Here is a 24,327-nt window from a genome sequence, read left to right as displayed (position 1 = left end):
ACCATCCTAGCTTGAGATGAATAAATGAGCAATAGTAATTGCAAAATTGTTTTGATTAATTAACCTCAGCTCGGGATAAGAATTAATTAAATTGAACTAAGTGCCCGTTCCACGATCCGATCTTTCGACCAAGAAAAAACAGAAAGATAATAAGGAACGGGCATGAATAAACTAGTTGAAATATTCTGTGATGTCGATGATTTTTGTCGCGTATTTATCCCACAATGGGAGAAACAATTAATTGCTGATGGAAGTATCAAGCGAAATCGTCCATGCCGTATGGCTATGAGTGAGATAATCACTATATTAATTGCTTTTCATACATCAAATCATCGCGACTTTAAAAATTATTATAAAGGTTATATTGCTAAGTTTTATCGTTCACATTTCCCTAGCTTATTGAGCTACACTCGATTTTTAGAAGTGATGCCTAAAGCGGTCGTTCCACTTTCTAGCTACTTTTCAATACTTAAAGGTGAGTCTACAGGTATTGAGTTTATTGACTCTACAAGCATAAAAGTATGCCATAACTTAAGAATTCCTAGACATAAAACATTTGACGGTATAGCCGAACGGGGCAAAGGAACAATGGGTTGGTTTTATGGGTTCAAACTACATTTAGTCACTAACTTTAGAGGTGAAATAGTTGAGGCTAAATTAACTACTGGCAATGTTCACGACACAAAGCCCGTATTAGCCTTAGCTAAAAACTTAAAAGGGAAGTTATATGCAGATAAAGGCTATATAAGCAAAAAAATTAACAGTTGGTTTGAAGGAAAAAGGAGTTGATTTGATAACAACCGTGCGCCGTAATATGAAAGCCAAAGCTATGTCGTTATGGGATAGAGCAATGTTATCTAGACGGTTTATTATTGAAACGATAAATGATCAATTGAAGAATATATCTCAAATAGAGCATTCGCGTCATCGTAGCCCTAATAGTTTTATGTTGAATTTACTGGCAGGTTTAGTGGCTTATTGCCTTAAAGAAAATAAGCCAACCCTTAATATTAGTGACGTAGAGAAGAATGCTATGGTTAGGGCTTAACCCGATCTGAGGTTAATTAGCAAAAAAAATTAAAAGTTATAGTTATTCAGGGTTTTGCTGATATTCGTTAACTGATGAGATAACTTGGCGTGAACGGTGTGGAAAGTTACTGAAAATACCATCCACTTGGTATTGTAAACACTGTTTGATTTGCTCAGGGTTATCTACCGTATAAACCCAAACTTTCAGGCCACGACGGTGAGCGTCATTAACGATTTCAGTATTGAGACAGTCAATAGTAAGGTTTAACAGTTTAACTTTTAGCTTGATACAAAACTTAGCATAATCAATTGGGCAGCAGGCAATTAATGCTGCTGTAGTGATTTTGGGTAGATGCTCAACGGCATAGGTAAGAGCATGATGATTAAAAGAAGAAATAATGATTTGTGAGTAAGTGATTTCATTATTCAGCTCTGCGTTTCGCAGTAATGCTATAAGCATTTGCATTTCATTAGCAAGCTGAGTGCCTTGCGCGACAGATTTCAATTCCATATTTATCAAACACTGAGTGTTGATACACTTTAAAGCTTGATTTAGCGTACAGATATTATATCTAGCACTGATAAGTTCAGCCAGTGGCAATTGATTAAAGTGAACTTTCGCGGCACCGTTGTACAGGTAACTATCATGCAGGAGAATAAATTCACCGCTGGCTTGATGAAATTGCACATCAAACTCGATACCATCACAGCCTTGTAATATTGCTTGTTGAAATGCTAAAAGTGAGTTTTCAGCAAACTCACCGCTAGCACCTCTATGGGCAATTACTAGCATTTTCTATTGCCTAGATGGCTAAGAATGACAGTCATCGAGCACGACTTAATTACTTGTCATGGGATTTAATAAATCGGCATAATGTTCGCCAAGACGAGTGACGGTTTCAGGTCCTGCTTGTTGATTAAACCTCACCATATTAGGTGCAAAGGTGGTGACAACCGTTGAACCTAACTTGAATCGACCCATTTCGGCACCTTTTTCTAAGGTTATAGCACTCGCGCCAGTTGTAGGGTACTGCCAACGAAAGACATCTTTGCCAGCGGGGGGGGTTACTGTGCCAGCCCAAACCGTTTCAATACTCGCGACAATAGTAGCACCGACTAGTACCATTGCCATAGCACCTTGCTCAGTGTCAAAAATAGCGACTACCCGTTCATTACGGGAAAATAAGTTCGGTACATTATTGGCGGTTAAGGGGTTAACTGAAAATAAATCGCCAGGGACATAAATCATTTCACGTAAAGTACCCGTGACTGGCATATGAATACGGTGATAATCTTTCGGGGCTAAATAAATACATGAAAATTCACCGTCTTGAAATGGTGCGGCAGTGTTTTTATCACCACCAAGTAAGGTTACCAGGCTGTAATTAAAGCCTTTTGCTTGAATAAGCTGCCCTTGTTCAATAGGACCTTGCTGACTAATAGCGCCATCGACAGGATAACAAATGGTGCTGTCATCCTGAAGAATAGTGCGGGCACCATCTTCAAGTTCGCGAGTAAAAAAATCATTGAAAGTTTTAAAGTCAGTAGCATTTTTTAGCTTAGCTTCAGCCATATTAATATCATAAGCTTTAATGAAATAACTGATAGCTTTAGTCGTGAGCCAGCCTGCTTCGGCGGCAGCAAACTTACCTACAAGTCTTGAAATTCCGTGTTTTGGCATCAGGTATTGCAAAGCGATTTTTAATTTATTAATTAACACTATTTTTCCTTAATTTTTTCGTTTTTACAGTTTAATCATTAAAGCGTGACGTTAAGGTGTTATCACCTAAACTGGCTAATATCTTTTGGAAGCTGGCTAAGCGTTCGGGGTGAATTTTACCGGCATTTTTTGCTGCGACTAAGGCACAGCCAGGATCACTTTGATGTTTGCAATCTCGGAATTTGCAAGTGCCTAAATACTCATCAAATTCGATAAAGCCACTACTGACTTGCTCTGGTGATAAGTGCCACAGACCAAATTCGCGGATACCAGGTGAATCGATAAGATCGCCACCTTGTTCAAAGTGGTATAATCGAGCCACGGTTGTTGTGTGTTGCCCAAGCCCTGAGTTTTCTGAAACTATTTTAGTCACCACCCCTAATTCAGGCATTAAGGTGTTAGTAAGTGTTGATTTCCCGACACCAGATTGACCGACAAATATACTGGTATGTTGGCTGAGCTGTAATTTTAATTCGCTAATGCCTTCAGCTGTTTCGTTACTAACATAAGTAACCTGATAACCGATATTACGATAAATATTCAGTTGTTTTTCGATTTCATCACGATTGCTATCATCGAGTAAGTCGACTTTATTCAATAAAATAACTGGCGTGATACCGGTTTGTTCAGCGGCAACTAAATAGCGATCGATGATATCAGCATTAAAGGCTGGTAATACTGATGAAACAATGAGGATTTGGCTAATATTAGCGGCAATGGGTTTAACGCCGTCATAAACATCGGGACGACTCAGTACTGAATCTCGCTCGTGCACGGCTTCGATTACGCCAGAAATACTATGTTGGGTTTCTTTGCCTTTGCGCCAAAGTACCTTATCTCCACAGACTAAAGAGCTAATACTGCGACGTAAATTACACCGGAAAATTTCACCATCACTACTTTCGACATCAGCATGTTGGCCAAAACGACTGATGACAACACCATTTTCGGCGGCAGCAAGTTCATCATCTTGCCATTGCACTTTTTCAGTAGATTTGCGTAACTTTTTACTTTGGTTAGCTTTGATCTGCCGTGCTTGACCTTTGGTTAGTTTTTTGGCTTTAGCCACAAATTATTCTCATTTTATTTCGACTCTATATTACTATGATAACTTACCTGAGCAAATTACAAATAAATTCAATCGTGCTACATTCTCACGTATTATATACTTAAGCATGATTTAAATGCATGTGTAATCGCGCCTTACTGACAACAGCTGACAAGATTTGTTTGCTTCAAGAGGTTAGCATGATGAAGACTAATTGAGATAGGAAAAACAATGAGCGCTAATGATAGCAATTTAATTTGGTTAGATTTGGAAATGACCGGCCTTGAACCCAGCACAGATGTTATCTTAGAGATCGCTACTATAGTCACCGATAGTCAGCTTAATATATTGGCAGAAGGACCTGTTTTTGCCATTCATCAAAGTGACGATGTGCTAGAAAATATGAGCCAGTGGTGCATTGAGCATCATGGTCGCTCTGGTTTAACACAAAGATGTCGCGAGAGCGTCACGACATTAACACAAGCGAGCACTGAAACTTTAGCTTTTTTAACCCCTTATGTTACAAAAGGTAAGTCACCCATGTGCGGTAACAGTATAGGGCAAGACCGGCGTTTTCTTAATAAGTACATGCCAGAATTTGAAGACTATTTTCATTACCGTAATCTTGATGTCAGCACCATAAAGGAGCTGGCGCGGCGATGGCAGCCAGAAGTGCTTGATAAAGTGGTTAAAACGGGCGCGCATTTAGCCTTAGATGATATTCGTGAATCTATTGCGGAACTCAAGGTTTATCAGCAACACTTTTTTAAGCTTTAATCTTAGTTTGCAGTAATGTAATAAAAAGATGCATTGTATCTTTTTTTTATAAATTCCTAGTAGGTCTGACCAGTGTATTGCACTCTAGGTCTACCGCATTATTTTCTCTTAAGGACTTTTATGGGTAATCGCTTTAGTCGGGCCATTAATACTATTAAGAAACTACCGAAATTTAGTCATTCGTTTTTATTTACACAATTATTCTGTTCTCAGGTCAAATATGCTCGCACGTCCAAAGTTATTATTGTTGATATAAAACCGCAGCAAGTTAAATTGCTGATGAAAAACCATAAAAAAGTACAAAATCATATTGGTGGCGTACATGCAATTGCCGCTGCACTATTAGCGGAGTCAGCAACGGGTATCGTTTTTGGCCTGAACCTACCTGATACTGCTCTGCCTTTATTAAAGTCAATGACCATTCACTACCAGCGTCGAATGCAAGGTGATTTAACCGCTATTGCGAGTATTTCTGAATCACAAATTTTCGAGCTGAAACAAGAAAAAGGCAATATGGACATTGTCGTAACCATCACTGATGAGTCAGGTCAACAGCCGATAGTGTGCATCATGAGCTGGGCTTGGGTAACAAAAAAAGCTAAATAACCTGGATTAAGCTATTTACTCAATAATGTTATTTAAGGGCCTGTCAGCGTCTTTTGTCATCCATTCATAGCTGCCGAGCTTTTGAAAAGTATTGCTCGGATTAACTTTGAATGTGCAGATGTTGATATCCACTTTGGCTTTAATGATGAGAGCAATGAGTAAATGGCTAGGCCTACTGATTAATCGTTGCTAATTGAAGTGAAATCCATAGACTGTTATATATTCAAATAACTGGCGAGTATTTAAAATACTTACCTTATTGTTATTTGGCTAAATAAACTACTTTGACTTGTTAGGATTTTACCTCATTCATGGATTCAACACTGCCGTTATACCGTCAGCTTTCAGGCCGCTTTTTGTTATTGGGCTTGAGCTTCTTCTTACTTTGTTTTGTAGGGGGCGCACTTTACTTTCAATACGAGCAAGACTTAGCTGTTGTTAAGTACCAGCAATTACCGACGATTGAAAAGTATAATCAGCGGCAGTTGTTGTTGATTGGGCATGAGCGTCTACTTAATGAGTTGATTGATAGTAAGTATGCGACAAAACTTAGTGAGCATTACCAAATACTTAATGATAAGTTAAAAAATATCTCTGTCTTAAGTCGCAATAATCGACGATTAATTGTACGGTTAACGCAGCGTCTGCAAATGCAAGCTGAAAATGTACGAAGCATAGCCGATAGTGAGCGACGAAATAATCAACTTAAAGACAATGCAATCATACAATTAACACTAGTTGCTGACAGTTTATCGGCCGTAATTGTGAGGCAGAGCCAGCAGCAACAAGAATTGTACCGACAAATAACGCAAGATAACTTGACGGATCGAGTCACTGCCATACGCGCGAAGGCACTAAGTGATTTGGTGAGTAACTTAGATACTAATCGTCAGTTCCGGCAAGCTCTCATTAATGCTTTACTGATGTTTAATCAACTTGATCTTCAATATGACTTGATTAATTTTGATTACATACAGCAAGAAACCAATCATGAAATAAAACAATGGTTGGCGAATGAAGCAAATATTGTCGATAAAAATCAGCAAGAAAACTCGCTATTCGAACAATCTTCCGTGTTATATGCCTTGTTGTTTAGTGAACAGAGTATTTTTGCTAAATGGCGGGGGCAGCTTCGTAGGGTAAACACTTTACAAGCTGAATTAGTTCAACAAAAAGCTGAACTGATGCCGTTACTTGATAAAACACTCATTATTCCAGCACTTAAATCTTCATTGCTTGAGCGACAACTGAGTGTTTGGTCATCACAAGCTAATATAGGTTTGCAGGCTAAGGACACTATTTGGATTGTGATTGCTGTCTTTTGTCTGCTTGTCGTTTTTTTTATCATGGCCTTATTCAGTATACGAAAAAAAATAAAGCATAGTGGTGCGCAAAGTATTGCTGCAGTAAAAACATTAGTCCTGAAAGGTGAAGTACTGACGCCAATACCCAGCCATGAAGTTACAGAAATTATAACTTATATTAAGCAGCTTTTTCGTCCTGAACACAGTGAAACTGATTTTCAAGAGCAACGGCAACAATATCAAAAATATGTCGGTGCTATGTCTCAACATAGTGGCTATATTTTTTTTCAGCTGCCGATAGAGTCAAAGAAAAAACAACAGCAACTATGCAAACTCTTAGCTGTGGACTTCACCACTCAACATTGGCGTCATTGTTTCAGCCGAGCCGAGGTTCGCGTTATTCTGTCAATTGCTCGACGAGCTAAAGATCATCACAGTGTTGAAAAAGCATCCTTAATGAGCAAACAAGGAAAGGCTGTCGAGCTAACTATTGAATATATTGATGGCACATGGTGCGGTAGTTTATCTAATGCCGAAACCTATCGACTCATTAAAGATGAAAATAGTCAATTGCGACGACAACTTCAGCAGCAAAATCAGGCAGACAAGCTGGCAACTATGGCAAGCTTTCAACATATTATCGAGCAGATAAGTGCCGCTATGCAGTACAGGCAAATGTTGTCGTTAGTAAGTGGTGATGAGCAGTACGCCTATCAACAATTACTGCAATTACTCTGTTGGAGTGAGCAACAAAAAATTAGCGCCCAATTACGTCGAGATGACTTTGTCTTGACCCTCTCAACGGTGAACTTTAGCAATGAGATGCATACGGCTTTGTTCAGCGCTAGTTTACGACAACGGGCCAATAATAATGTTATTTATTTAAATATTGCTGATAATGTTACGAGTTTAGTCACGCTTGAAAGTGAACTATTTCAAGCTATGATTGATACGACATGCCAGTGTATGCTGACTGAGCAGCGTGGTGTTGAGCTTGTGGTAGATGTTCAGGTTATTGATGTTAATAGCGCTCAGCAAATAGTACAAGTGAGCTTTCAAGTTAATAATACATCGCATACCAAGCCGTTATTTCAAGTTATTGAGCAATTAGCCAATGACGATGAAAAAAGCATTGATGTTGATATCAGCAGCCAAGTTTATCTACGTGACTTGCAGCTAGTTTTTAATGTCAGCGATAAAGTCAGTCAGCAGCTAGAATTAGCAGGGAAATTTTCTTTTCAATTACCTTTAGCAATTATTGAAGAGCTTGAGCAAAATGACCATGATGTCTCGGTGAAGCTGACTAAATGCGCGATTTTAGTTATTGCAACAGATAAAAATAACCGTGCAAGAATTTGTCAGCAATTTATCAATAGCAAAGCTGTTATTGAAACGATGCAAGACCTGTCCTTATTTCAACGACAAATAAGCATTAAGCATTTAACCAATCATCGTGTTGATATCATTATTTTGTCGCCGGAAGTCTATGCTTCTGACTATGATTTAGTTACCCAGCACTTAGCAACTCTACCTGTGAAGCTACAACCCAAAATATTGGTTATTCAACCCTTTGACTGTAATGTATTGCAAAGCAGGGGATTATTCAGTAACTGTAATTTACCTTGGTTTGCTCAAGAGCTAGTAGCTAGTGTTGCTCAGTTGAGAAATAATACAAAGCAGATGAATGTCTTGCTTGGGCCGGAAAGTTTTTCAGCTTTTAAATTTGTCTCAACACAGGTAGAGGTTTTGCTCGGTATAACTGTGCTGAGCAAACATCAGACATTGATCAGAATATTGCAATGGCTTGGACTGGAAATTACTTTGGTATCTCAGCAAGAGCGTTTGGATAGCTTGTGGCAGTCGGGACGTTACTTCGTGGTCATAAGTGAGTTTTTACCGACACAACTAACGATAGAAGCGTCTTCTATAAGCGCTCGCGGTGTTTTTTCGTTATTAGATGATGATTACAATAGAACTGATATTAGTCGCTTGCAGCTACCAAAAGCTTGGTATAGTGGTGAAATAACGTCGGTGTTAGACATTGAAACGTTAACAGAGCAATTATCGCCTTGGTTAAAAGTCGATAACAGCATGGCTTTGCCTGAGGACAGCTTAATTACAGCACAAGCACAAGGTAAAGCAATTGAAAATAGTAATGTCGTTGAACAGGCTCCCTCCAACCTGAACTATGTTGTTAAAAAACCAGCTATAGCTGAGATTGTGCCACGGCTTCATACATCTGAGGGAGCGCAACAAGAAACCATGTCAAATGATGCGTTTGATTTAGTTCAATATGCTGATAATCAGGGTTCTGCAGCGTTAGCGGCTTTTATGTTAGATGAATATGTACTTGATATTCATGCTAATGCACTCGCTTTGCATCATGCCTTAGCACAACAAAATTATCACTTAGCTTTACAGTCTTTAAAATCCTTGACTATACTAGCAAAGGTAATTGCTGCAGAGTCTTTATTAACGAATTGCTTAGGGTTTAAGCAGGTCCTAAACCAAATGTTAAGCAAGCAACCTGACAATGCAACGCTTCCCGGTCAACTATTGTCAGAACAGCAAAAAGAACCATTGCAAGCACAGCTATATCATCTCACACTATGCCTAGAGCAATTAACTGAGTTTGCAGAATCGATATGAGCGTTAAATACCACCAGCCAATAGACAATGTTGAGGATGATATTGCCAGTCCTTGTGTGCGTAATTGTTGCTTAAATGAGGCTGATATTTGCTTAGGCTGTTTTCGCCATATTGATGAGATTATGGCATGGCGAAAACTTGATGTCACAGGTAAAAAATCAGTACTTAATCAATGCCAGCAGCGTCAACAACAGCTAGGAAAATAGTAGCCTAGGATTATGGTCAACAGGGTGAATAATGGAAGAGGTTGAAAAAAATACCTTAGCGCAGCTAGATAAACTTAATGTGTTGATTATCGATGATAATTTATTGGTGCATAGCGTTTTAAAAGAAAGCCTATTTGCCCTTGGCATTAAAGAGGTACGTTGTGCACAAAACTCTTATTATGGACTTAGGTTGTGTGATGAAATGCACTTTCATATTATCATTTGTGCATTTAATGTTAAAAGTGATAAAGATGGCTTTCATCTATTAGAAGAACTGAAATTTAAAGGTCATGTCACTAAAACCACAGTATTGATTTTTCTTAGTACTGAAACCAATGAATCCTTAGTCAACTCTATTATCGAATTACAACCTGATGATTTTTGGACTAAACCCCTAGCGGTAAAAAAGGTTCGTACACGTTTAATTTCGACCTTAAAAATCAAACAAGTGCTGTTTAATATTAATAGTGCAATTGACAAAAAAGCCTATGCTAAAGCCATCTACTTTGCTGATAGGCACCTGCAAAATGAAAAGCTAGCGCATTTTTTCCCTAATATTAACCGTATTAAAGGTGAGTCATACATTTCATTACTTGAATTTGAAGAAGCGGAAGTTTTTTATCGTCAATTATTGAAGAAATACCAGTATTCTTGGGTCTATTTGGGCTATGCAAAAGCCTTGCTAAAGCAAGGGCGTTTAGATGAAATTAGTGACATGCTAAAAAACTTAGTTAATAAGCCTGAAACACGGTTTGGTGCTCACGATATGATGGCACAATATTTCATCGAACAAGAGCAATATCAGCAAGCTTATGAAGAAATTAAAAAAGCCATGGAGTTGGCGCCGAGAAATATTGAACGTAATAAGAAATCATGGGATTTAGCACGGTTAACTCATGATTATAAAGGACAGTTTTTAGCGACCCGTAATATTGCACAACAAGCGAAAAACTCTATTCATGACTCACCAGAGCTGATACTTAATGTGATTAGAGCCGGTATAGATCTGGTTTGTTCAACCCCCGATGAAAGTGCAGATGCGATATTGCAGCAGACCGAACGTTATATTAATCAGTTGGAACGCGATCGTGAAGATGCGAGCTTTTTTAAGCAACAATTATTAGTTGTTAAAGCGAGATTGCATAATGTAAGGGATGAACCAGATAAAGCGAAAAAATTGGTTGAAAATCATATGTCACTTAAGCCAAGTACGGTGTTAGAAGATAATTTAGATCGAGTCAAAGTGTTACATGAACTGGGTATGCGTGAAGATGCTGTGTTGCTTCTTGAAGCGATAAAGAATCAGATTTCTGGAGATAGCTTAAATAGTCAGGTGGTTAGACGCTATATCGCTCAGGAAACCCAAGAACGTGAAGAAGTGCACTTTAGTGCTAAAAAGCTTAACACCATGGCGGTTGAGCATTTCCAAAAAAACCGCTTTTTACCGGCACTTAATACTGTTGAACAAGCATTAAAAATTAACCCAGATAATGTCAAACTGCTCTTTAGCCAATTAAAAATATTGATGAAAATTAAGCAAGAAGGGTTAGACGAACCCGAGCATATAACGTTAGTTGACAATATTTTTGCTAAGTTAACATCTTTAAACTTGGAAGGTAAAAGTGCCACTGTTTTTGCTGATTTGGCTACGAAATGGCAGCAATTAAACGTATAATTTAAAGCGCTTGGTATTACTTAGGCATCACGCGGCATACCTTTTTCAACCGAGCGAATTAACCGTGCAGTTAAACGTAAATTTTTATCTTTATTTAATGCTTGTTGCTTTAATTTTTGCTGAGCGAGTGCCCATTCAATATGCTCGGCGACCATTGGCTCTGCGTTGTTAAGCTTCTCGGTTAATGCCTCGCTATTTTGCACTGAAAAATTGGCATTACCCAACGCAACGGCAATATTACGTTGCCAACATTGAAAACCAATACGACGAATGGGTGAACCTTCGGTTTTGTTTAGAAATGTTTTCTCGTCCCAAGCAAATAATGTCAGTAAAGCAATATTATCTAAATTTTGTCGAGGCTTAAAATCATCTTCGCTGCCAAGTTTTGCAAACTTATTCCATGGACAAATCAGTTGGCAGTCATCACAACCATAAATTCTATTGCCGATGAGTGGCCGAAACTCGACAGGAATAGCATCACGTAATTCTATTGTTAAGTAGGAAATACAACGTCTCGCATCAACAACATAAGGCTCGACAATAGCTTGTGTTGGACAAATTTTTATACAAGCGACGCAAGTGCCGCAATCGTTTTCTGGCTTAGTGTCAGGTATTAACGGTAAATCAACGAGTAGCTCACCGAGAAAAAACCATGAGCCTGCTTGTTTGTTGATCAATAAGGAATGTTTACCTACCCAGCCTAAACCAGCTTTTTCTGCTAACGGCCTTTCAAGTATGGGGGCAGAATCAACAAAAGGACGGTAATTAAAGTTTTCACAATGGGCTTTAATTTTTTCACCGAGTTGCTTTAGACGTTTACGCATGAGTTTGTGGTAATCGCGTCCTAATGCATAGCGACTGATATAGGCATGGTCTTTATTTTTTAAAATGCGCGCAAATTTGGCGTCAGTGGGTAAGTAGTCCATGCGAACACTGATCACATTAAGGGTACCCTCTACTAGCTCAGGCGCTCTTGCTCGCATTAAACCATGACGCGCCATATAATCCATATTGCCGTGATAATCATTTTCTAACCAGCGTGTTAGCGCGGCTTCATGTTTAGATAAGTCAACATCGCTGATGCCTACTTGTGAAAAACCAAGTTCTTGACCCCAAAGCTTGATTTTTTCTGTTAAATCTTGATAGTTAATAGCAGGTGTAGTCATGGTAGCCGAATGTTCAAACGATAAGGTGGTATTGCAAGTGTCGACAAGTTTAACACATCATGCTTATAAGGTTAATCAACTACAGCGCTATGAAGCTGATGCAGCGCAAGTGATAGGGATTAACTTATGGCAATTAATGCAACGGGCTGGAACGGCTGTTTTCCAACAAATATTAGCTAAATATCCTACGGCTCGCGAGCTAGTGATTATTTGCGGCAAAGGTAACAATGGCGGTGATGGTTATATTATCGCGAAATTGGCGCACCAGGCAGGCCTAGCGGTAACCGTTCTGGTTAATGGTATGAGAGAATCAATTGTTGATAATGCTCAACAGGCACTTAATCAACTTGACGATTGCCCAGTAAACATAACTTTTTATCGGGATGTTGAATCAATTCAACAAGCAGTTAAAAATTTTCAAGGAGATTTACTAATAGATTGCTTATTTGGTATTGGTTTTAATGGATCGTTATCGTCGTCATACCTGCAATTAATCTCAGAGATCAATAATGTGCCTTGTCCTCGGGTATCCGTCGATGTACCTTCAGGCCTTAATGCTGACTTAGGTACAGTATCGACAGTAGCAGTAAAGGCAACATTAACGGTTACACTGATAGCTTATAAACAAGGTTTATTAAGCGGACAAGCGGCGAATTATGTTGGTAATTTACAGCTAGAACCTTTGGGTATTAATCAGGCATTAGCTCAGGTAACTAAAGCGGTTTGCTTTGTACAAAACAAGAAAAATTTACCGGTCATACCCCCACGTCTACCTTGCAGTCATAAAGGGCATGTTGGATTGTTATTGGCGGTAGGAGGGAGCCATGCTTATACAGGGGCAATTTGTTTAGCCGCTGAAGCAGCATTGCGTTCAGGTGCATCACTGGTTAGCGTTTGTTGCCATGAAATGTCTCGGACAACCCTATTGACTCGACGACCTGAATTGATGATAGCAGCAAATTCAGTACAGGCCTTGAGTTGTTCGCCAGTTATTGAGAAAGCCAAAAGCATTATACTGGGGCCTGGTTTAGGGCAAGATACTTGGTCACTAGCGTTATTTGATTTTGTTATTCAATTACCTCAGCCTAAAGTTATCGATGCTGATGCTTTAAGATTATTGGCAGAAAAACCATCAAAAAATAGTCAATGGATATTAACCCCTCATCCAGGGGAAGCAGCAGCTTTATTGGCTTGTTCGATAGCAGAAATTGAAGCGGACCGCTTTTCAGCGGTGAAAAAAATTGCTCAACAATATGGTGGTATATGCGTGCTTAAAGGTGCGGGTACATTGATATCTGATGGCAATATCACTTGGATTAATAGTACCGGTAATCCGGGTATGGCAAGTGGTGGAATGGGTGATGTACTCAGTGGTATCATTGGCGCGCTAATTTTACAAACGGGTGATATATTGAGTGCCGCACGCTTAGGTGTCTATATTCATGGCCTTGCAGCTGATATTATTGCCCAAAAGCATGGTCAAATAGGCTTGTTGGCGAGTGATTTAGCGCCCGAAATTCAACGGCTAATTAACCAATGGTAATTACGCTATAGATGCGATACTTTAGAAGTAATAACGATACGATGAATGATTTTACGATAAAACAAAGTTTTATATTAGCAGATGAATTGGCAACAATAGCCATGGGAAATCAACTCGCTGATATTGTAAAAAACGAACTGAAACAAGGGGTTGTTGTTTTTTTAAATGGCGATCTCGGGGCAGGAAAAACCACCTTAACACGCGGCTTTGTACAAGGGATGGGGCATATAGGTCATGTTAAAAGTCCAACCTATACCTTAGTTGAACCCTATGATTTACCTGAGTGGCAAGTCTATCATTTTGATTTATATCGTTTAGCTGATGCTGAAGAATTAGAATACATGGGTATTCGGGATTATTTTAATAATAGCAGTTGCAGTTTTATTGAGTGGCCTGAAAAAGGTCAAGGTATGTTACCCGCACCAGATATAATTATAGATTTAGCCTACCATGACGAGCAACGACAAATTCTTTTGCACGCTAAAACGGCTTTAGGTGAGCGTTTATTGTCGAGGTTAGTGAAGTAGTCAATACTAAATATCGATAGTGGGTGCGTATGGCGTGCAGTACAGTTGAAAAATATAATTAGAAAAATAACCAGTAAATGAGTTATTTCAAGTAGTGTCTTTGTAGAGGTAATAAATTTAATGCGTTTAGCGAGTTATATAAAACAATCACTGACTGTATTTGTGCTTTGCTTCGGCTTAGTGGCTGTTACTTATGCCAGTAATAGTATTGATAGTGTGCGGATATGGCCGGCGCCAGAAAATACCCGTATTGTTTTTGACCTCAGTGGAAAGCCTGATTTTAAATATTTCCCTTTACAGTCGCCTCACCGCTTAGTGATAGATTTTAAAAATAGTAAGAATAATGCTGCCTTGATGTCGGCGATTAATGCTGATCGTCGAGTAAAAAAAATTCGTACCAGTACTTCAAAAACAAAAGGCAGTACACGTTTAGTGCTTGAATTAGCTGAAGACTTTAGAATTTCGGTTTTTCCACTGGCACCGGCAGGGCAATATGGTGATCGTTTGGTCATTGATCTCTATGATAAAAAAAGCCAGCATATTGAGAAGCATGATAACAACCAAGGTAAACGCGATATTGTTATTGCGATTGTTGCCGGTCATGGCGGTGAAGATCCCGGTTCTATCGGCGCGGCAGGTACTTACGAGAAACGTGTTACATTAAAAATAGCACAAAAACTGGCTGATTTAATCGATAAAAAACCAGGGCTAAAAGCGGTGATGATCCGCAGCGGCGACTACTATGTTGACCACAATCGGAAAACCGAATTAGCAAGAAAATCTAAGGCGGATTTACTGATTTCTATCCATGCGGATGCCTTTACATCGTCCAAACCTAATGGTGCCTCTGTATTAGTACAAGCAACTCGTCGTGCAGATTCAGAATTTACTCGTTGGATCGAGAATCGAGAAAAAAATTCCGAGCTATTAGGCGGTGCCGGAGAAACCATTAGAAATACTAAGGATAATAACTTAGCTATAGCACTGGCCGATATGAAGAAAGAATACACCATGGCGAGCAGCTATGACTTTGCTGAACATGTTGTTAAGCAACTGAAAAAAGTAACGAAACTACATAAAAAGAAACCTGAACGTTTGAGTTTAGCCGTGTTGAAATCTTCAGATATTCCATCAGTATTAATTGAAACCGGCTTTATTTCTAATCCACAAGAAGAAAAGCGTTTAAACAACACTCAGCATCAGCAGAAGTTGGCGAAAGCAATATATACCGCAATTGATGATTACTTTGCTCATAATGCACCTGATGGCACACTCGTTGCTAAAGCACGTGTCCGAGAGCATAAAATTAGCAGTGGAGAATCACTGTCTGTTGTTGCACAACGTTATAAAATTTCAGTCAATCAATTAAAGTCGGCTAACAATCTCAAATCTAATGTTGTCAGAATTGGCCAAACATTAAAAATACCACAGGCAGATTAATCCTCGTATGACCATTGCAATCTTACCAGCTCGCCTCGCTAACCAAATTGCCGCAGGCGAAGTTGTTGAACGTCCGGCTTCTGTCGTCAAAGAGCTGGTTGAAAACAGTATTGATGCTGGTGCGACAATGATCAAAATTGATATCGAAAAAGGTGGCGCAAAGCGAATTCGTATTAGTGATGATGGTAAGGGCATTGCTAAAGATGAATTAGCTTTAGCGTTGAGCCGACATGCCACCAGTAAAATTAAAGATCTTGATGATCTGGAAGCCATTAGTAGTTTGGGGTTTCGTGGTGAGGCTCTTGCTAGTATTAGCTCCGTTGCTCGTTTAACCTTGACTTCGAAACCTGAATTACAAAGCTCGGCATGGCAAGCGAACGCCGAAGGACGTGATATGGCGGTGTCGGTCAAGCCTGCGGCTCACCCTAAGGGGACTACCATAGATGTTAGTGATTTATTTTTTAACACCCCGGCGAGACGAAAATTTTTACGTACTGAAAAAACAGAATTTGCTCATATTGAAGAAGTTATTAAGCGTATCGCCTTAGCGCATTTTGATATTACTTTCGTTCTTACTCATAACCATAAAGTCGTTAAGCAATTTCGTGTCGCTAATTCGTCAATTCAACGCAGTAAACGTGTTGCCCAGGTTTGTGGCCAAAAATTTATTGATAATGCCATTGAAGTTGATTGTGAGCACGAGGGGCTACATTTACATGGCTGGATTGCGCAACCTAGCTTTTATCGTAACCAAAATGACTTAAGTTATAGCTATGTTAATGAGCGCATGATGCGTGATAAGTTAATTAATCATGCTATTCGTCAAGCTTATGCCGACTTACTGCCTAGCGATGCTTACCCAGCATTCGTGTTATTTTTGAAACTTGATTTTCATGAGGTTGATGTTAATGTGCATCCGGCTAAGCATGAAGTGCGTTTTCATCAAGGCCGTTATGTTCATGACTTTATCTATTCAGTGTGTAATAAAGCATTGAAAAATGAGCTAGAACTTAATGTTGATCATGGTACGGGTGAAATAATAGACGCTGAAAGTGCGCATGAAGCATCGCAGCAGTATACCGATCAAGATAGTAGCTTTGTAACGCCTTTGCGGGCCGGTACCGCTAGTGGTCAGCAAAACTATACAACAAGTCATGGTCAATCAACGAATCAAAGCGCTGAATTATCCACTAATTATGCAGCCTTGCGTGCTAATGGTTATACAAACAGAGCAAATGCCCAAAGCTATTCAACTAAAATACCCCCACAAGCCAGCAAAGCCTACAGCGATTTAATGACACCGCTAGCGCTTGACTCACAGATAACTGAGCCTGAGATAACAGCGGAAGCTGATAGTACGATGGCTCAAGTTATTCCTGCTGTGATAGCCGCTAGCACTGAAGATGAAATGACAGAAACAACAAAAGTATTGTTCTGGCAGGCGCCGCATTATTTGTTATTTCAACAACAGCAAAGCTTACGTTTACTCTCAGTTAAAAAAATTGAGTTATTACTAAAGCTGCAAACGATTAAGCAGCGCTGGCATGAAAAACTGGTTAGCCAGCCACTATTATTGCCGATAAAAATAGCGGCCAGTGAAAAAGTGGCAAAATTTGTCCAACTTAATACTGAGCAATTCCAACATATTGGTATGGATATTCAACCGTTAAATAACCATAAATTACAAATTCGACAATTTCCCGCTTTATTGCGAAATAAAGATGTTACTAATAGTTTTGATAGATTAATTAAGCAGTTAGATGTTGAGAATAATGATGATGTACATGCAGATATTGACTGGCAAATGGCATTAGCTGAGCTTATGCTCAGTGAGGAAAGTAGCCAAACACATGCGTTACAAATTTGGCGGAATGCACAAAAGCATTTTAATTGTCAATTTGAACAACAACTACGCTTGAATTCTGTTGCCCTAGACCTCACATCTTCTATAAATGAGTTAAAGTAAAAAATAGCGGTAATGACTAACGTGCTAAACCAACAACATATTGATGCTAATCAGCCGCCTGTTATTTGTTTAATGGGGCCAACAGCCTCAGGCAAAACAGCTTTGGCGATGGCGTTATATGATGCGTTACCCTGTGACATTATTAGTGTTGATTCAGCGTTAGTGTTTAAAGGTATGGATATAGGTACGGCTAAACCTACGGCAGAAGAATTAGCCGCGTACCCGCACCAATTGATCGATATCAGAGATCCAAGTGAGATTTATTCTGCTGCCGATTTTTGTCAAGATGCCTTAAAAGCTATAGCGAAAAGTCGTGAGAATGGCCGAATACCTTTATTGGTGGGCGGTACTATGATGTACTTTAAGAGCTTAATTGATGGAATTTCGCCACTTCCAGAAGCTGATGAAAATATACGGAAAAGTATAGCGTTAGAAGCTGCAGATAAAGGTTGGCTTGCGCTGCATGCAGAGTTACAGAGCTTTGATCCAGTATCTGCAGAACGTATTCATCCCAATGATCCACAACGACTCGCCCGAGCAATTGAGGTGTATCGAAAAACAGGTCACACTTTGACACAATTGACTGAAACAAAAGGTGATAAAGTCAGTGGAAATGTTTTACAGTTCGCCATAGCACCAAAAGAGCGAAGTGATTTACATGCGCGAATTGAGTTACGTTTTCAGCAAATGATCGAGCAAGATTTTAAACAAGAAGTTATTGCCTTAAAACAAAGAGGCGATTTGCACTTAAATTTACCTTCAATGCGTTGTGTTGGTTATCGTCAAATGTGGCAACACTTGCAAGGTGATTATGCTCATGATGAAATGATTTTCAAAGGTGTTTGTGCAACTCGCCAATTAGCCAAACGACAATTAACATGGCTACGAAGTTGGCAAAACTTACAATGGTTGCATATGGAAGATGAAAATAATTTACAAGTTATTTTATCGGCAGTAAGCAAAGTTTAGACATTGATGTATAATTAAAATAGTTGTGCATTAAGCAACTAGTTTTATTGAATAATTTTAATAAAAATTGAAATGAATATTTAACTTTACCTAAAAATAACAAAAGGGGCCAAATAATGGCAAAGGGGCAATCTTTACAAGACCCATTTTTGAACGCGTTACGTCGTGATCGCATTCCAGTAGCAATATACCTAGTTAATGGCATCAAACTACAAGGGCAAGTAGAATCATTTGATCAATTTGTGATTTTACTTAAAAACACCGTAAGTCAAATGGTATATAAACACGCTATCTCTACGGTAGTACCAGCGCGAGCAGTATCTACTATGCCAGCCCCACAAGCCAATCAACCAGGCTACAATCAGGATTCAGAAGATTAATGGCAAAAGCTAGTATTGTATGGAGTCGCTCATTTGTTTGATAGATATCAAGCAGGTGAGCAGGCGATACTTGTTCATTTAGACTTTCCAGATGATAATACCAGTGAAGATCTGCAAGAGTTCGAAATGCTTGTAGATTCTGCTGGGATAACAGCGTTAAATACGATTACAGGTAAACGCGCAACACCGCATCCGAAATATTTTGCTGGTACAGGTAAAGTGCAAGAAGTTGCCGACGCTGTACGTATGTTTGATGCAAATATTGTCTTGTTTAATCATAGTTTATCGCCATCTCAGGAAAAAAATATTGAAGCGCTGTGTGAATGCAGAGTTGTTGATCGTACCACCTTGATTTTAGATATTTTTGCCCAGCGCGCTCGCACGCATGAAGGTAAATTACAAGTAGAATTGGCACAGTTACGCCATATCAGTACCCGACTGATACGCGGTTGGACTCACTTAGAGCGCCAGAAAGGTGGTATTGGTTTACGTGGGCCGGGTGAAACTCAGCTTGAAACAGATAGGCGTTTGTTACGTGAGCGCATGGTTAATATTCGCAAACGTTTAGAAAAAGTGGAAAAGCAAAGACAACAAGGGCGTCGGGCGAGAAATCGAGCTGAGATCCCAACCGTGTCTTTAGTTGGTTATACCAATGCTGGTAAATCAACCTTGTTTAATAACATAACTCAGGCGGATGTTTATGCAGCAGATCAACTCTTTGCTACCTTAGATCCAACATTACGTAAAATTGAAGTTGATGAGGTCGGCCGTGTTATTCTTGCTGATACCGTTGGGTTTATTCGTCATCTGCCACATGATTTAGTGGCTGCGTTTAAAGCGACGTTGACAGAAACCCGAGAAGCAGAATTATTACTACATGTGATTGATATCGCTGATGAACGACGCAGTGAAAATATTGAACAAGTAGATGAAGTGTTAAAAGAAATAGAAGCGGGTGATGTTCCACAGCTATTGATTTGCAATAAAATTGACCGATTAGATGATGTGGAACCTAGAATTGATCGTGATGAGCAAGGCTTACCGATTCGAGTTTGGTTGTCGGCGCAGCAAGGTGTAGGTATTGAACTTTTATTTACTGCACTTGCCGAACGTCTAGGCAAACAAATCATTAAGCATTCACTCTGTTTACCGCCGAGTGCAGGTAAACTTCGTGGTCAACTTTATCAATTAAATTGTATTACTGATGAGTATTATGACGACAAGGGTAATTGTTTATTAGCGATAAAGTTACCGGTTCGAGAATGGAATCAATTACTAAAACAAGATGAAGCAGGAATAGAGCACTTTATTCAAACGTAACAGACTGATATATTAGGCAGTGTTTTATCGTTTATATAGCAGTTAGCGCATTAATTTTTTATAGCGGAGAGTAGCATGGCTTGGAATGAACCGGGGAATAATGATAAAGATCCCTGGAAAAATAAAGGTGGCAAAAATCAAGGCCCACCTGATTTAGACGATTTATTAAAAGATATCGGCAATAAATTTGGCGGTATTTTTGGTGGCAAAAAATCAGGAGGCGGTTCTGGGAAAAACTTTTCTAGCATTGGCATCATGATATTGCTTGTTGTGGCGATTTTAGTTTATGCCTTTAACGGTTTTTATACCATTAAAGAGGCTGAAAAAGGTATCGTTTTACGCTTTGGTCAATATGCTGGCATGATTGAGCCTGGCTTGAGCTGGAAATGGACTTTTGTTGACCGTATTATTCCCGTTGATATGCAAACCACACGTAACCTTCCATCTTCAGGTTTTATGTTAACCAAAGACGAGAATGTTGTGCGTGTTGAGATGGAAATTCAATACCGTGTTGTTGACGCGCGTAACTACATTTTTAGTGTTACTAACGCAGATGAAAGTTTAAGTGAATCACTTGATAGTGCTTTACGTTATGTTATTGGTCACGCAAAAATGGATGACATTTTGACCAGTGGACGTGAAGAAGTACGTCAAGCGGTATGGCAAGAACTAGAAAAAATAATTGAGCCTTACAACTTAGGTTTAATTGTTGTCGATGTTAACTTTAAAGATGCTCGTCCCCCTGAAGAAGTGAAAGACGCTTTTGATGATGCTATTTCTGCACAAGAAGATGAAGTGCGCTTTTTACGTGAAGCCGAAGCTTATGCTCGAGGGATTGAACCTCGTGCCCGTGGCCGTGTTAAACGTTTAGAGCAAGAAGCTTTAGCTTATAAAGCACAAATTCTACTTGATGCTGAAGGTGATGTTGCTCGTTTTAACAAGCTGTTACCTGAATACCTAGCAGCACCAGAAGTTACCCGTCAGCGTATGTATTTAAAGTCGATGGAAAACGTTTACAGCAATACCAGCAAAGTGATGGTGGATGTTGATGGTGGCAATAACATGATTTACTTACCACTAGATAAGATTATGCAACAACAATCTGGTAATCAACGTGTTATTCAACAGTCAACACCGACAGTAAACCAAACTTCAAATGGTAATAATACGTCACCAACGTTATCCGGTCGTAATGATCGTTTCAATAATGGGAGAGATTAAGCCATGAAGAATTTTTTATTGGCAATCATAGCCTTAATATTTGTACTAACGGTATCGTCTGTTTTTGTTGTTTTTGAAGGTCAGCGTGGCATTGTCTTTCAATTTTCAAAAATTAAACGTGATGGTGATACGGGTGATATGAAAGTGTATGAACCTGGTTTACACTTTAAATTTCCTTTTATTAACACCGTACGTAAAATTGATGCCCGTATTCAAACCTTAGATGAAGCAGCCGATCGTTTTGTAACATCTGAAAAGAAAGATTTAATGGTCGACTCATTTGTTAAATGGCGCATCGTTAATTTTTCAACCTACTACTTACGTACCTCAGGCTCAATTGAGAATGCTCGAGCGTTATTAAAACAGAAAGTTAATAATGGTCTACGTACAGAAATTGGTACCCGTACCATTAAAGAAATTGTTTCTGGCGATCGTGATGACATCATGGCTAAAGCATTAGAAAGTGCTGAAAGCAGCCGTGAAGACTTAGGTATTGAAGTGATTGATGTTCGTATTAAAGCGATTAATCTTCCGACCGAAGTTAGTAACTCGATATATGAACGTATGCGTGCTGAACGTACTGCGGTAGCGAAAGAACATCGCTCACAAGGTCAAGAGCAAGCTGAAATCATTCGTGCAACAATTGATGCAAAAGTGACGGTAATGTTAGCGACAGCACAAAAGAGCGCACAAGAAATTCGTGGTGAAGGTGATGCCTTAGCAGCGAAAGTTTATGCTGACTCATATAGCCAAGACGCTGAATTTTATAACTTCTTCCGTAGTCTTGAAGCTTATGAAAAAAGCTTTAGCTCGAAGAGTGATATCTTAGTCGTTAAACCGGATAGTGACTTTTTTAATTATCTAAAAGATGCTAAAAAAGCGAAGTAACTTTTAAGTTAATTCGTGATTGAAAAGCCATGACCTTGTCATGGCTTTTTTGTATTTAATGGCTAATAAATTGCTAAAACTGATAAATGACCAGGTGAAATATGATCTCTACCTTACTGATGGCACTCGCAATTGCTTTTATTCTTGAAGGCTTAATCCCTGCACTTTTTCCAAACAAATGGCGAGCTTATGTTCTAAAGTTAGCTAATGAGCCAGTCGCTGCTATTCGGCAAGTAGGAATTTTTTTGCTACTGATCGGCGCTTTATTACTCTGGGCAGTCAATTAAGGCGATTCTAAGCTAAATTAATTGTCTTGCTAACCCTAAGCTATCAATAGCTTTTTTTATAACGCGTTAAAAATCAACAATTATTACTTGGACTCAATATTGATATTTGATAGAATCCCCGCCTAATTTTCCTACCAATATGTGAACATGGGTAAAAACGTCGTAGTTCTAGGCACCCAATGGGGTGACGAAGGTAAAGGTAAAGTCGTTGACTTACTTACTGATAAAGCAAAATATGTAGTGCGCTATCAAGGTGGCCACAATGCTGGTCATACACTAGTCATTAACGGTGAAAAAACCGTTTTACACCTTATTCCATCAGGCGTATTACGTGATAACGTAAAATGTTTAATCGGTAACGGTGTTGTTCTTTGTCCTAAAGCCCTGATGACAGAAATGGCAATGTTAGAAGAGCGTGGCGTCCCGGTACGTGAACGTCTTTTAATTAGCGATGCTTGTCCGTTAATTCTTCCTTACCACAATGCTTTAGATGCAGCTCGTGAAAAAGCCCGTGGTAGCAAAGCTATCGGTACTACAGGTCGTGGTATTGGTCCAGCTTACGAAGATAAAGCTGCTCGCCGTGGTTTACGTGTTGGTGATTTATTTTGTGCAGAGTCATTTGCCGCAAAGTTAAAAGAAATTATGGAATACCATAACTTCGTATTAACCGAATATTACAAAGCTGAGCCAGTAAGCTACGAAGAAGTGCTTAAAGATGCAATGGCTGTTGCTGAAGTTATTAAAGGTATGGTTGCTGATATCTCTGAAATGTTAGATCAAGCGCGTAAAGCGGGCGAATCTATCATGTTTGAAGGTGCTCAAGGCACGTTACTTGATATTGACCACGGTACATACCCATATGTAACTTCGTCTAATACAACTGTTGGTGGCGTAGCTACGGGTAGTGGTTTTGGTCCACTTTACTTAGATTACGTACTTGGCATCACTAAAGCATACACAACACGTGTTGGTTCAGGTCCATTCCCAACTGAGCTAGATGACGAAGTTGGTCATCACTTAGGTACTGTAGGCCATGAATTTGGCGCGACTACTGGCCGTGAACGTCGTTGTGGTTGGTTCGATGCTGTTGCAATGCACCGTGCTGTACAAGTAAATAGTATCACTGGTTTTTGCTTAACTAAGCTTGATGTTTTAGATGGTTTAGAAACGTTAAAAATCTGTATCGGTTATAAAACGGCAGAGGGTGATGTGATCACTGTGCCACCAACAGCCGCTGAAGGTTACGAAAAAATCACCCCAGTATATGAAGAAATGCCAGGTTGGAGCGAATCAACTGTTGGCGCTACTAGTGTGGATGCTTTACCAGCAAATGCTATTGCGTACATTAAACGCATTGAAGAAGTGACTGGCGTACCTGTAGATATTATTTCTACCGGTCCAGATCGTGTTGAAACTATGATTTTAGTTAATCCATTTGACGAATAATTAAATTTTCACCGTTTTAATTTCTTTTTAAAAACCACCTTTTAGGTGGTTTTTTTATGCCTAAAATTATTTATTTATCCAGATAAGTACGAAGTGTAACAAGCCAGTATCTTGTATCAAATAGAGTATTTTTAAACTCACCAGGTTGACCAGTTTAACG

20 protein-coding genes and 1 pseudogene are annotated in these 24,327 nt (G+C 39.2%); 17 read left to right on the top strand and 4 right to left on the bottom strand.

Going from position 1 to position 24,327, the window contains the following annotated elements:
- The first annotated feature begins 162 nt into the window (after positions 1 to 162).
- Positions 163 to 1,048 (top strand): annotated as a pseudogene (locus tag FGD67_RS09455) (IS982 family transposase).
- A 42-nt stretch (positions 1,049 to 1,090) separates the two neighbouring features.
- On the opposite strand, the gene FGD67_RS09450 reads toward FGD67_RS09455, so the two are convergent.
- Genes FGD67_RS09450 through rsgA form a run of 3 tightly spaced genes read right to left on the bottom strand, consistent with a single transcriptional unit; the run spans position 1,091 to position 3,818 of the window.
- Positions 1,091 to 1,822: a glycerophosphodiester phosphodiesterase gene (locus FGD67_RS09450; protein ID WP_257174774.1), complete on the bottom strand. Its 732-nt coding sequence runs from the start codon at positions 1,820 to 1,822 to the stop codon at positions 1,091 to 1,093.
- Between the two features lie 45 nt (positions 1,823 to 1,867).
- The gene (gene asd, locus FGD67_RS09445) at positions 1,868 to 2,749 is read right to left on the bottom strand and encodes an archaetidylserine decarboxylase (protein WP_257174773.1); all 882 of its coding nucleotides are present in this window, start codon (positions 2,747 to 2,749) and stop codon (positions 1,868 to 1,870) included.
- A 31-nt stretch (positions 2,750 to 2,780) separates the two neighbouring features.
- Positions 2,781 to 3,818: a small ribosomal subunit biogenesis GTPase RsgA gene (rsgA, locus tag FGD67_RS09440; RefSeq protein ID WP_257174772.1), complete on the bottom strand. Its 1,038-nt coding sequence runs from the start codon at positions 3,816 to 3,818 to the stop codon at positions 2,781 to 2,783.
- A 210-nt stretch (positions 3,819 to 4,028) separates the two neighbouring features.
- On the opposite strand from rsgA, the gene orn reads away from it, so the two are divergent.
- The 5 genes from orn (at position 4,029) to FGD67_RS09415 (ending at position 11,014) form a co-directional block, all read left to right on the top strand.
- On the top strand, positions 4,029 to 4,574 hold the full coding sequence (gene orn, locus FGD67_RS09435) for an oligoribonuclease (protein ID WP_257174771.1): 546 nt from the start codon (positions 4,029 to 4,031) through the stop codon (positions 4,572 to 4,574).
- 120 nt (positions 4,575 to 4,694) lie between these two features.
- The gene (locus FGD67_RS09430) at positions 4,695 to 5,180 is read left to right on the top strand and encodes a DUF4442 domain-containing protein (protein WP_257174770.1); all 486 of its coding nucleotides are present in this window, start codon (positions 4,695 to 4,697) and stop codon (positions 5,178 to 5,180) included.
- Positions 5,181 to 5,491: 311 nt separating this feature from the next.
- The gene (locus FGD67_RS09425; protein WP_257174769.1) at positions 5,492 to 9,133 is read left to right on the top strand and encodes a hypothetical protein; all 3,642 of its coding nucleotides are present in this window, start codon (positions 5,492 to 5,494) and stop codon (positions 9,131 to 9,133) included.
- Positions 9,130 to 9,339, top strand: coding sequence for a DUF1289 domain-containing protein (locus FGD67_RS09420; RefSeq protein ID WP_257174768.1), 210 nt, complete (start codon positions 9,130 to 9,132; stop codon positions 9,337 to 9,339). The genes FGD67_RS09425 and FGD67_RS09420 overlap by 4 nt, the downstream gene beginning before the upstream one ends.
- Before the next feature lie 31 nt (positions 9,340 to 9,370).
- Positions 9,371 to 11,014, top strand: coding sequence for a response regulator (locus tag FGD67_RS09415; RefSeq protein WP_257174767.1), 1,644 nt, complete (start codon positions 9,371 to 9,373; stop codon positions 11,012 to 11,014).
- Between the two features lie 20 nt (positions 11,015 to 11,034).
- Here the strand turns inward: FGD67_RS09415 and queG are convergent, their stop codons facing one another.
- The gene (queG, locus tag FGD67_RS09410) at positions 11,035 to 12,180 is read right to left on the bottom strand and encodes a tRNA epoxyqueuosine(34) reductase QueG (protein ID WP_257174766.1); all 1,146 of its coding nucleotides are present in this window, start codon (positions 12,178 to 12,180) and stop codon (positions 11,035 to 11,037) included.
- Between queG and FGD67_RS09405 the strand changes: the two genes are divergently transcribed.
- From FGD67_RS09405 to FGD67_RS09355, 11 genes are all read left to right on the top strand, one after another.
- The gene (locus FGD67_RS09405; RefSeq protein ID WP_257174765.1) at positions 12,179 to 13,723 is read left to right on the top strand and encodes an NAD(P)H-hydrate dehydratase; all 1,545 of its coding nucleotides are present in this window, start codon (positions 12,179 to 12,181) and stop codon (positions 13,721 to 13,723) included. The two genes, queG and FGD67_RS09405, sit on opposite strands and share 2 nt — an antisense overlap.
- Before the next feature lie 41 nt (positions 13,724 to 13,764).
- On the top strand, positions 13,765 to 14,250 hold the full coding sequence (gene tsaE, locus FGD67_RS09400; protein WP_257174764.1) for a tRNA (adenosine(37)-N6)-threonylcarbamoyltransferase complex ATPase subunit type 1 TsaE: 486 nt from the start codon (positions 13,765 to 13,767) through the stop codon (positions 14,248 to 14,250).
- A gap of 120 nt (positions 14,251 to 14,370) precedes the next feature.
- A complete protein-coding gene (locus tag FGD67_RS09395) occupies positions 14,371 to 15,690 on the top strand; it encodes an N-acetylmuramoyl-L-alanine amidase (RefSeq protein ID WP_257174763.1) in 1,320 nt (439 codons plus the stop codon).
- A 7-nt stretch (positions 15,691 to 15,697) separates the two neighbouring features.
- Entirely contained in the window at positions 15,698 to 17,656 is a 1,959-nt protein-coding gene (gene mutL / locus FGD67_RS09390; protein ID WP_257174762.1) for a DNA mismatch repair endonuclease MutL, read from the top strand.
- A gap of 12 nt (positions 17,657 to 17,668) precedes the next feature.
- On the top strand, positions 17,669 to 18,625 hold the full coding sequence (miaA, locus tag FGD67_RS09385; protein ID WP_257174761.1) for a tRNA (adenosine(37)-N6)-dimethylallyltransferase MiaA: 957 nt from the start codon (positions 17,669 to 17,671) through the stop codon (positions 18,623 to 18,625).
- Between the two features lie 116 nt (positions 18,626 to 18,741).
- A complete protein-coding gene (hfq, locus tag FGD67_RS09380) occupies positions 18,742 to 19,005 on the top strand; it encodes an RNA chaperone Hfq (RefSeq protein WP_257174760.1) in 264 nt (87 codons plus the stop codon).
- A 33-nt stretch (positions 19,006 to 19,038) separates the two neighbouring features.
- Positions 19,039 to 20,325, top strand: a complete 1,287-nt coding sequence (hflX, locus tag FGD67_RS09375) for a ribosome rescue GTPase HflX (protein WP_257174759.1) — start codon at positions 19,039 to 19,041, stop codon at positions 20,323 to 20,325.
- Positions 20,326 to 20,400: 75 nt separating this feature from the next.
- Complete coding sequence (hflK, locus tag FGD67_RS09370; RefSeq protein ID WP_257174758.1) at positions 20,401 to 21,546, top strand: FtsH protease activity modulator HflK; 1,146 nt, start codon at positions 20,401 to 20,403, stop codon at positions 21,544 to 21,546.
- 3 nt (positions 21,547 to 21,549) lie between these two features.
- A complete protein-coding gene (gene hflC / locus FGD67_RS09365) occupies positions 21,550 to 22,434 on the top strand; it encodes a protease modulator HflC (RefSeq protein WP_257174757.1) in 885 nt (294 codons plus the stop codon).
- A 101-nt stretch (positions 22,435 to 22,535) separates the two neighbouring features.
- Positions 22,536 to 22,721 (top strand): DUF2065 domain-containing protein, encoded by a 186-nt coding sequence (locus FGD67_RS09360; protein WP_257174756.1) that lies wholly within the window; start codon positions 22,536 to 22,538, stop codon positions 22,719 to 22,721.
- Positions 22,722 to 22,868: 147 nt separating this feature from the next.
- The gene (locus FGD67_RS09355; RefSeq protein WP_257174755.1) at positions 22,869 to 24,167 is read left to right on the top strand and encodes an adenylosuccinate synthase; all 1,299 of its coding nucleotides are present in this window, start codon (positions 22,869 to 22,871) and stop codon (positions 24,165 to 24,167) included.
- Positions 24,168 to 24,327: the final 160 nt, after the last annotated feature.

The organism is Colwellia sp. M166, assembly GCF_024585285.1.
In the GTDB taxonomy this organism is placed as follows: Bacteria; Pseudomonadota; Gammaproteobacteria; order Enterobacterales; family Alteromonadaceae; genus Cognaticolwellia.
Note: the sequence above shows the minus strand (reverse complement) of the source record. Positions and strands in the feature narration are given on the sequence as shown.

Excerpts from the sequence above, each read along its gene's own strand:
- hfq (WP_257174760.1), top strand. The coding sequence starts at position 18,742 with ATGGCAAAGGGGCAATCTTTACAAGACCCATTTTTGAACGCGTTACGT.
- miaA (WP_257174761.1), top strand. The coding sequence starts at position 17,669 with ATGACTAACGTGCTAAACCAACAACATATTGATGCTAATCAGCCGCCT.
- FGD67_RS09420 (WP_257174768.1), top strand. The coding sequence starts at position 9,130 with ATGAGCGTTAAATACCACCAGCCAATAGACAATGTTGAGGATGATATT.
- FGD67_RS09430 (WP_257174770.1), top strand. The coding sequence starts at position 4,695 with ATGGGTAATCGCTTTAGTCGGGCCATTAATACTATTAAGAAACTACCG.
- mutL (WP_257174762.1), top strand. The coding sequence starts at position 15,698 with ATGACCATTGCAATCTTACCAGCTCGCCTCGCTAACCAAATTGCCGCA.
- hflK (WP_257174758.1), top strand. The coding sequence starts at position 20,401 with ATGGCTTGGAATGAACCGGGGAATAATGATAAAGATCCCTGGAAAAAT.
- FGD67_RS09395 (WP_257174763.1), top strand. The coding sequence starts at position 14,371 with ATGCGTTTAGCGAGTTATATAAAACAATCACTGACTGTATTTGTGCTT.
- tsaE (WP_257174764.1), top strand. The coding sequence starts at position 13,765 with ATGAATGATTTTACGATAAAACAAAGTTTTATATTAGCAGATGAATTG.
- FGD67_RS09360 (WP_257174756.1), top strand. The coding sequence starts at position 22,536 with ATGATCTCTACCTTACTGATGGCACTCGCAATTGCTTTTATTCTTGAA.
- FGD67_RS09425 (WP_257174769.1), top strand. The coding sequence starts at position 5,492 with ATGGATTCAACACTGCCGTTATACCGTCAGCTTTCAGGCCGCTTTTTG.
- queG (WP_257174766.1), bottom strand. The coding sequence starts at position 12,180 with ATGACTACACCTGCTATTAACTATCAAGATTTAACAGAAAAAATCAAG.
- FGD67_RS09450 (WP_257174774.1), bottom strand. The coding sequence starts at position 1,822 with ATGCTAGTAATTGCCCATAGAGGTGCTAGCGGTGAGTTTGCTGAAAAC.
- hflC (WP_257174757.1), top strand. The coding sequence starts at position 21,550 with ATGAAGAATTTTTTATTGGCAATCATAGCCTTAATATTTGTACTAACG.
- FGD67_RS09405 (WP_257174765.1), top strand. The coding sequence starts at position 12,179 with ATGGTAGCCGAATGTTCAAACGATAAGGTGGTATTGCAAGTGTCGACA.
- FGD67_RS09355 (WP_257174755.1), top strand. The coding sequence starts at position 22,869 with ATGGGTAAAAACGTCGTAGTTCTAGGCACCCAATGGGGTGACGAAGGT.
- orn (WP_257174771.1), top strand. The coding sequence starts at position 4,029 with ATGAGCGCTAATGATAGCAATTTAATTTGGTTAGATTTGGAAATGACC.
- FGD67_RS09415 (WP_257174767.1), top strand. The coding sequence starts at position 9,371 with ATGGAAGAGGTTGAAAAAAATACCTTAGCGCAGCTAGATAAACTTAAT.